We start from the raw sequence: 7,732 nt of genomic DNA, 5'->3' as shown, positions 1-7,732 counted from the left end.
ATTCTTGTGTAAATCGACGTCTCATTTTATCTGCCTCTATTAAAAGTTAGAGGCGACAACTATCCTGACACAGGGGGTTTGTAAATTAATTAGCCATTTAAAAGCTTTTATTTGCACAATGAGAAGTAAAAGAGGAGTAAAAGAGAAAAGCTAAAAACAAAAACCAGTATATTTATGTTTTATCACTACTTTAAAAAGCGCAGCGTCTCTTAAGCTCTTTGTGAATTAATTAACTAAATATTTTAAAAGCCCTAAAAACAAAAAAAAGCGGTGTTAATTTTAACACCGCTTAATGCGAAATATATTTAGCTATATACTTTAGTAAGCTTGGGTTACAACATAGGTTTTATAACATCAAACACAGCTTCTATATGGTCGTCTCTGTCGTTTAGTGCCGCTATGTAACGGTACTTTTTGCCGCCTGCGTTTTCGAATATTTCACGATTTTCGCCTTCTAGCTCTTCAAGTGTTTCTAGGCAATCGGCGCTAAAAGCAGGGCTTATAATAGCTACATCAGTAATACCCTCATCAGGCAGGGCTTCAAGGGTTGCATCGGTGTAAGGCTTTAACCACTCGGCTTTACCAAATCGACTTTGAAAAGTACTAATTACTTTGCCTTTATCAAGGCCCAGTTTTTCGACAACTAAACGCGTGGTTTGTAAACATAGGCAATGGTACGGATCGCCTCGCTCTAAAAATAGTTTAGGCATACCGTGATACGAAAAAACAATTTTTTGTGGCATACCATTCGCTTCTAAATCCTCACTAATACTATTAGTAAGTGACTCAATATAACGGGTGTTTTTATGATAGCCATTAATAAAGTGCAGCTCTGGCACCCAGCGCCATTTACGCAGTACGCTCGATACAGCATCGAACGTTGAACCCGTGGTTGGGCTAGAATATTGCGGGTACATTGGCAATATAATAATACGCGTTAAGCCTTTATCACGAAGCTCTTCAAGGCCAGCCTCTATTGAGGGATTACCATAGCGCATTGCCATTACCACTTCGGTATTGGTATAGCCTTGCTCTTTTAATAAAGTATTTAACTTTATACTTTGCTGGCGAGTAATGTGGGTAAGTGGTGAGCCGTTTTCGGTCCATATACTCTCGTATAATTTAGCCGAACGTTTTGGACGTACGCGTAAAATAATGCCATGTAAAATTATCATCCATACTAGGCGTGGTATTTCTACAATGCGTGGATCTGATAAAAACTCACGTAAGTATATACGAAGCGCAGCAGCTGTTGGTGCATCAGGGCTACCTAGGTTAGTAAGCAGTATTCCCGTTTTTTGGTTAAAACGCCCATCATGGGGATTGTCAGTAACCGCAGAAAATCGCGACACAGAGTGCTCCTTCAAGCAAATTCAATAATGTATTTTATGCACATTGTAACGAAAAAAACTGCCGTTTAGATCAATCATTTAGCAGTTTTAACCATAATTCTAAATGGGGCTGGTTTTTTAGATTCTAGTTGCTGCAGTTTTTCTATTGATTTGCGGCTAAATACATGACCTTTAGGCAGCAACATTATACCCGAATGGCTGTGCAGAGCATGGCCGAGTATCATTTGATCTTTAAGCTCATGGGCATTACAAATTAGTACTGATCCTGCTGAACTTTTTTGTTCATGTAGTTTTGCATGGCTTGCTTCAAGCGCACGTACAATTTTAGGATGATAAAACGAACCACTATAAAGTTTTACACTTTCGAGTGCATCCTCATGGCGCTGCTTTTCATCGCTTGCATTGCTCTGCTCAAACGCGTCCCAGTAGTCGCGCGCTAACCCTAATACCATAGCCCCTATCGGTATGTCGTTTCCGGCAAGGCCTTTGGGCATTCCATTTCCGTTAAAACGTTCAAACTGATAATAAATAGCATCCGACAGATCGTGTAAATGTATTGCTGGCATTAGCATTAATTGTGCAGTACTTGGATGAGTATAAAAGGTCTTACGCTGTTGCTCATTTAACCGATTTAGCGGTTTTTTATAAAGTTCAGGGTCCATAGCAAGCAAACCTATTTGTGCTAAATAACCCGCCATTGGGGCAAGATCGATGCTTTTTTGCGACAGGTTTAAGTAAAGCGCTATTTGTGTACAGGTATTTGCAATATTTTGTGCTTTGTTGCCATCAAGGTAAGGATTTGCATTAACAAAATTATATAGCAGCTCAACGGTTGATTTGTGCTCTTGTTTTTCCCGCTCGTTGGCGTCTTCTAGCTTTTTTAAAACTTGTTTGATTTGTAAGGTACGTTTTTCTACTCGTTGCTCTAACGTGTTGTTTAGCTCAAGTAGTTCTTGGTTTTGCGCCTTAACTTGTGTTTCTAATTTTTTGTTTTGCTTTTTTAGCGCAAATTTTTCTAGGCTATCTTTAATGCTTCGAAGTAATAAGTCGTTTTGCCATGGTTTTTGAATATAACCATTTATTTGCCCTTGGTTAACAGCCGCTAGGGTTGTTTGTATATCGGCGTAACCGGTTAATAAAATGCGTTGAGTGTCGGGTGCCAGCGCACGCGCTTTTTCTAAAAACTCGGCACCATTCATTACTGGCATCCGCATGTCGCTAATAATTAAACCAAATTCATGATTTTTAAAAAGTGTTAATGCGTTTTGCGGATTATCGCAAACAATAACCGTTAAGCCATTTACTTCAAGTAGTCGTGTTAACGTACGTAGTACTATTTCGTCATCATCAATACAAAGTACATCAACCTGATTCATTGGTGTGTTTGGTGTTGCTTGAGTCATTGCGCCGCCTTTAAATTACTTCTGGCTAAATAATAGCTTAAAAAAACATCCGTGACCTGTTTATGCTTACCTTTTATATAGAGTAGGAGTCACCTAATGTGGTTATTATCTATAAGTAGATAAATGCTCACACTAAAGTTGCAAATTTGCAAATTTGCATGTAGACGACTAAACGTTAAGTATAAAGTTATCTATATGGATGAAAGGAATGAATGGATCAGATGGTAATTTTGAACGTGCTTTTTTAAACGAACAAAAGCTGCGCTTGGCCGCAGAACAATTACTCAAAGATAAAAGCACCGTTTTAGTTGCCATAAATAATGAATTACAAAAAAAAGTAGCCGATTTAGAACACCAGCAAATGCTGTTTGTGCAAACCGAAAAAATGGCAACCTTAGGAACGCTTTGTGCAGGCGTAGCCCATGAAATAAATACCCCGCTTGCCTATGCAATGAGTAATATAGAAAGCTTACAAAATTCTACCCCTTTGCTCATCACGCTGCTAAAACTTAACGAGCAATACTTAAACAATGAAATTAAAGAGAGCCGTTTTAAACACGAAATAGACATACTCAATTTACAGTATCCGTATGCGTGGCTTTATAACAACTTGCAGGGACAAGTTAACGACAGCGTTGAAGGACTCAAACGAATAAAACAAATTGTGCATGACTTATTAAATTTTGCCCACCCCTCCTCCTCGCAAGATAAACAACTAACCGATGTAACAACGGGTGCTAATAATGCTTTAAGATTATTAAGTAGCAAACTTAAACTATGCGAGATAAAAACGCGGTTTGAACCACTACCACTTATTTGGTGCAATTTATCATCAATTAATCAAATTTTTGTAAATCTATTAATGAATGCTTGGCAAGCATGCGAGCTTGATTTAGAAAAAGGCTGCATTATTGAGGTCAATATTTTTGAACTAAACACAAATATCTGTATTGAGGTAAAAGATAATGGCTGTGGAATGAGTGAAGACACAATAGCGCATATGTTTGACCCTTTTTACACGACAAAAGAAGTTGGAGAAGGTACCGGTATGGGTATGACACTTGTATACGCTATGGTGAGCGATCATGGCGGAAAAATAGAAGTTAACAGCACATTAGGGACAGGTACGACCATCCGCTGCCTATTACCTTTAAAAGCGTAAACTAACGAACAAAATCACAATGTAAATAAAAAGTTAATAGATCTTTTTTTTGAAGTTTAATGCCCTTGTAGCGTGTATTTTAATCGATTAAAGGTGGTTTTTTCTTATCTTGAAATTTATTTGCATACTTAGACCAAATATTTAGTTTTTTTCATTTCTTTTTGTTTGCATATGTTGCTAGGATGTTTGCAACAGGTTATGAGCACCATAACCACACACATATTATAAGAACACAAAAAAACAGGGTCGTCACTATGCCAACATACCGTTTAAACACACTTGCTGTAGCCGTTGCTTTCGCGTTTAGCGCACCAAGCATTGTTAACGCAGAAGAAGCACCAGTGCAAGCTGCTAAAAACATTGAGCAAATATCTGTATTAGGATCGCGTGTATCTAACCGTACTTCTACTGAGTCTTCTTCTCCTATTGATTTAATTGACGCAGATGACTTAACCAAAGGTGGCTTTACCGAGCTTGGCCAAAGCCTGCAAGCGACAGCGCCTTCATTTAACTTTTCGCGTACACAAGTATCTGACGGTTCTGATTTATTTAGACCCGCCACACTTCGTGGCCTACAGCCAGATCAAACTCTTGTATTAGTAAATGGTAAACGTCGTCATAACCAATCAATTTTTGGCCTTAACGGTACCGTAGGTGCAGGCGCTGCGGGTACCGATATGAATGCCATTCCGCTAACGGCCCTTAAAGGCGTTGAAGTATTACGCGATGGCGCAGCGGCGCAATACGGCTCTGATGCTATTGCAGGCGTAATTAACTTATCTCTTAATAACTCAACCGGTATTACAACGGGTTTTGTACAATACGGCGGCACAAGTGAAGGTGACGGCGACACTATTTCAGCAGGTTTAAACCGTGGTTTTGAATTAGGTAACGAAGGCGGCTTTATTAACCTATCGCTTGAGTACCGTGATGCCGATGGCACTAACCGCGCCGAGCGTGATACGGGGGGGTCGCTTAATGTTGAACCAGGTACGTTAAGTGAAGACGTACGCTGGGGCCAAGGTAACTCAGAAAGTGAATTTACGTCGTTATTTTACAACATGGCATTACCAATGGGCGACGGCGAGCTTTACTCGTTTGGTGGCTACTCAGAGCGCACGGCGCTGGGTAATGGTTTTTACCGTAACTTTAACGAAGCGTCTAAAAACGTAACTCAAGTATATAGCGATGGTTTTTTACCGCGCATATATAACGAAGCACAAGATATTTCAGTCGCGCTTGGTTTTAAAGGCGATATAAACACAGATTGGAATTACGATGTTTCGGCCGTTTATGGTGAAAACCAATACGACTTTACATCACGCAATACATTAAACGCTTCTTACGCGGCTGAGTATTTATTTAATAACCCAAGTGCAAGCGATGCCGATATTGCAGCAAATTCAGGCCCTAGTGGCGGTTACTCAGGTGGTTTTAGATTTGATCAAACAACGCTTAACCTTGATGTAAACGGTATTGTAGATATTGGCCGTGGTGAACCTTTATATGTAACAGTAGGCGCTGAATACCGTAAAGAAAACTACGAAATAGTGCCTGGCGATGAAGCATCATACGCCTGTGGACTAGCAAATATGGATACCTCGTACCCATCAGTAAACGATCCGGACCAATTTGCACAGTGTGGTTTTCAGGCTTATAACGGCCTACGCCCTGAAGCAGCTAACGACAGCGACCGTAACAGCTACGCAGTTTATGTAGACGTAGAAACTATGATCACCGATGCATGGAACGTCAGTGGTGCGCTACGTTATGAAGATTTCTCAGATGCTGGGGATGATTTAATTGGTAAATTAGCAACACGTTATGAATTTTCAGATGACTTCGCTGTACGTGGTGCGGTATCTACTGGTTTTAGAGCACCATCACTTCAACAAAGTGGTTATACAGCCTTTACAACTAACTTAGGCTCAGACGGCACATTAACGCAGTCGTTCACTGCAAACACAGGGACCGCTTTCCCAAGTGCGTTAGGCGTAGATAGCTTAGAGCTTGAAACTTCAACAAACTACAGTGCAGGTTTTGTTTACGATGTAACAAGCGAGCTTTCGTTAACGGTTGATTTTTACCGTGTAGAAATTGAAGACCGTATTACGCTTGGCAGCTTACTTACCGCTGACGACGTATCGTTTAGCTCAGAAGCAGTTGCAGCGCTACAAGCAACTGGAGCTGTGCAAGCTAACTACTTCTCAAACTCGGTTGATTCTACTACGCAAGGTGTTGATATTATTGCATCGTACCGTACTGAAGTTGAAGGCGGTAATTTAGGAGTAACCTTTGCAGGTAACCTAAATGATACTAAAATTGACGGCGTAAATGCTGAAGACGGTATTCCTGAAGCGGTTGCTTTTGATGATTTACAACGTAGCTTTTTTACCGACGGACAACCTAGTGAACGTGCAACGCTTACGTTTGACTACGAACGCGATGCCTACACATCAACCATTCGCTTTAACTACTTTGGCGAAACAGATGTAAAATACTTTGGTAATGACCATATTTCATTACCAGGTGAGCTTTCGCCTACGGGTTCATTTAAACCAACAAGTACGGTTGAATCTGCTGTGTTAGTTGACTTAAACGTGAGCTACCAAATTAACGACATGTTTGCGCTTTCGGTGGGTGCCGATAACGTATTTGACGAAACGCCAGACGAGCTAGGCGACGACGAAGTACTTAACTTTATCACCAACGGCGCATTTAAATACCCAGTACGCGCATTGCCATACGGCTTTGACGGCAGAACGTACTATGCAAAAGTAAGCTTTAGTTTTTAATTTATAAAGCAAACTAAAGTAATATTAAGCGCAGTTATTAACTGCGCTTTTTTTATACTTTTTTATTATTAAAAAAGTATCTGTTGGGCATTAAAAATACTTGCGCGGTTGAAAATTAAGCCTACAATCGCCATCTCTTAAATAGGCTAATATAAAAGCCTTTTTATTATTTAACTTAAAATAACCATTAGTTGATAGGAAATATATGACTAAAAAATCTAAAGCAAAAACCGCAAGCAACAGCGCGGTAGACACAGGACGAGGCGTTATAAACCACAATGCACTAGCGGCGATGGTCACCTCTAAATTATTTAAACCACAAGTGGTTAAAGCTAAAAAAGGCAAAGGTTCGTTTAAACGCAACAACAAGCATTCAGGACAAGAGTCCTATTTAATCGCGGCTTAAATAGCACCGATCAAATAGGGCTTTTGAATATAGTAAGCGAGGTTTTATACCTCGCTTTTACTTTTAAAGCATACAAGCCACGTTACATAAGCGCGAAATAAATTCGCACCTACGGGTTTGATATTTGCACGATGTAGGTGAGGTTTTATACCTCGCTTTCACTTTTAGAGCATTAAAGCCATGTTACATGAGCGCGAAATAAATTCGCACCTACGGGTTTGGTGTTTGCAAGATGTAGGTGAGGTTTTATACCTCGCGTTCACTTTTAGAGCATTTAAGCCATGTTACATAAGCGCGAAATAAATTCGCACCTACGGGTTTAGTGTTTTCACGATGTAGGTGAGGTCTTATACCTCGCTTTTACTTTTAAAGTATTAAAGCTAAATTACATAAGCGCGAAGTAAATTCGCGCCTACGGGTTTGGTGTTTGCACAATATAGGTGAGATTTTATACCTCGCTTTTACTTTTAAAGTATTAAAGCTAAATTACATAAGCGCGAAATAAATTCGCGCCTACGGGTTTGCTGTTTGCACGATCGGAGTTTTTCAAGTTAGTTGTCGCATCAAATTAAATTTTATGCCGCCCGCATTGCTTCTTTTTTCTCTGGATTTAA

5 protein-coding genes are annotated in these 7,732 nt (G+C 39.9%); 3 read left to right on the top strand and 2 right to left on the bottom strand.

Translation table 11 applies throughout. From position 1 onward, the window contains the following. Positions 1–332: 332 nt before the first annotated feature. The gene (hemH, locus tag I6F50_RS19915) at positions 333–1,352 is read right to left on the bottom strand and encodes a ferrochelatase (RefSeq protein WP_197177137.1); all 1,020 of its coding nucleotides are present in this window, start codon (positions 1,350–1,352) and stop codon (positions 333–335) included. 74 nt (positions 1,353–1,426) lie between these two features. Next, on the bottom strand, positions 1,427–2,755 hold the full coding sequence (locus I6F50_RS19910; protein WP_165735969.1) for an HD domain-containing phosphohydrolase: 1,329 nt from the start codon (positions 2,753–2,755) through the stop codon (positions 1,427–1,429). A 208-nt stretch (positions 2,756–2,963) separates the two neighbouring features. Here I6F50_RS19910 and I6F50_RS19905 point away from each other — a divergent pair, with 208 nt between their 5' ends. The 3 genes from I6F50_RS19905 (at position 2,964) to arfA (ending at position 7,118) form a co-directional block, all read left to right on the top strand. Then, entirely contained in the window at positions 2,964–3,917 is a 954-nt protein-coding gene (locus tag I6F50_RS19905; protein ID WP_165722940.1) for a sensor histidine kinase, read from the top strand. Positions 3,918–4,171: 254 nt separating this feature from the next. Then, positions 4,172–6,712: a TonB-dependent siderophore receptor gene (locus tag I6F50_RS19900; protein ID WP_165728793.1), complete on the top strand. Its 2,541-nt coding sequence runs from the start codon at positions 4,172–4,174 to the stop codon at positions 6,710–6,712. Between the two features lie 205 nt (positions 6,713–6,917). Next, positions 6,918–7,118 carry a ribosome alternative rescue factor ArfA gene (arfA, locus tag I6F50_RS19895; RefSeq protein ID WP_024593211.1) on the top strand — a complete coding sequence of 67 codons (201 nt, stop codon included), beginning with the start codon at positions 6,918–6,920 and terminating at the stop codon, positions 7,116–7,118. The last annotated feature ends 614 nt before the right edge of the window (positions 7,119–7,732 follow it).

It is taken from the genome of Pseudoalteromonas sp. NZS127_1, assembly GCF_015864295.1.
In the GTDB taxonomy this organism is placed as follows: domain Bacteria; phylum Pseudomonadota; class Gammaproteobacteria; order Enterobacterales; family Alteromonadaceae; genus Pseudoalteromonas; species Pseudoalteromonas arctica.
The sequence above is the reverse complement of the archived record's forward strand: the minus strand, read 5'-3'. Positions and strand labels throughout refer to the sequence as shown.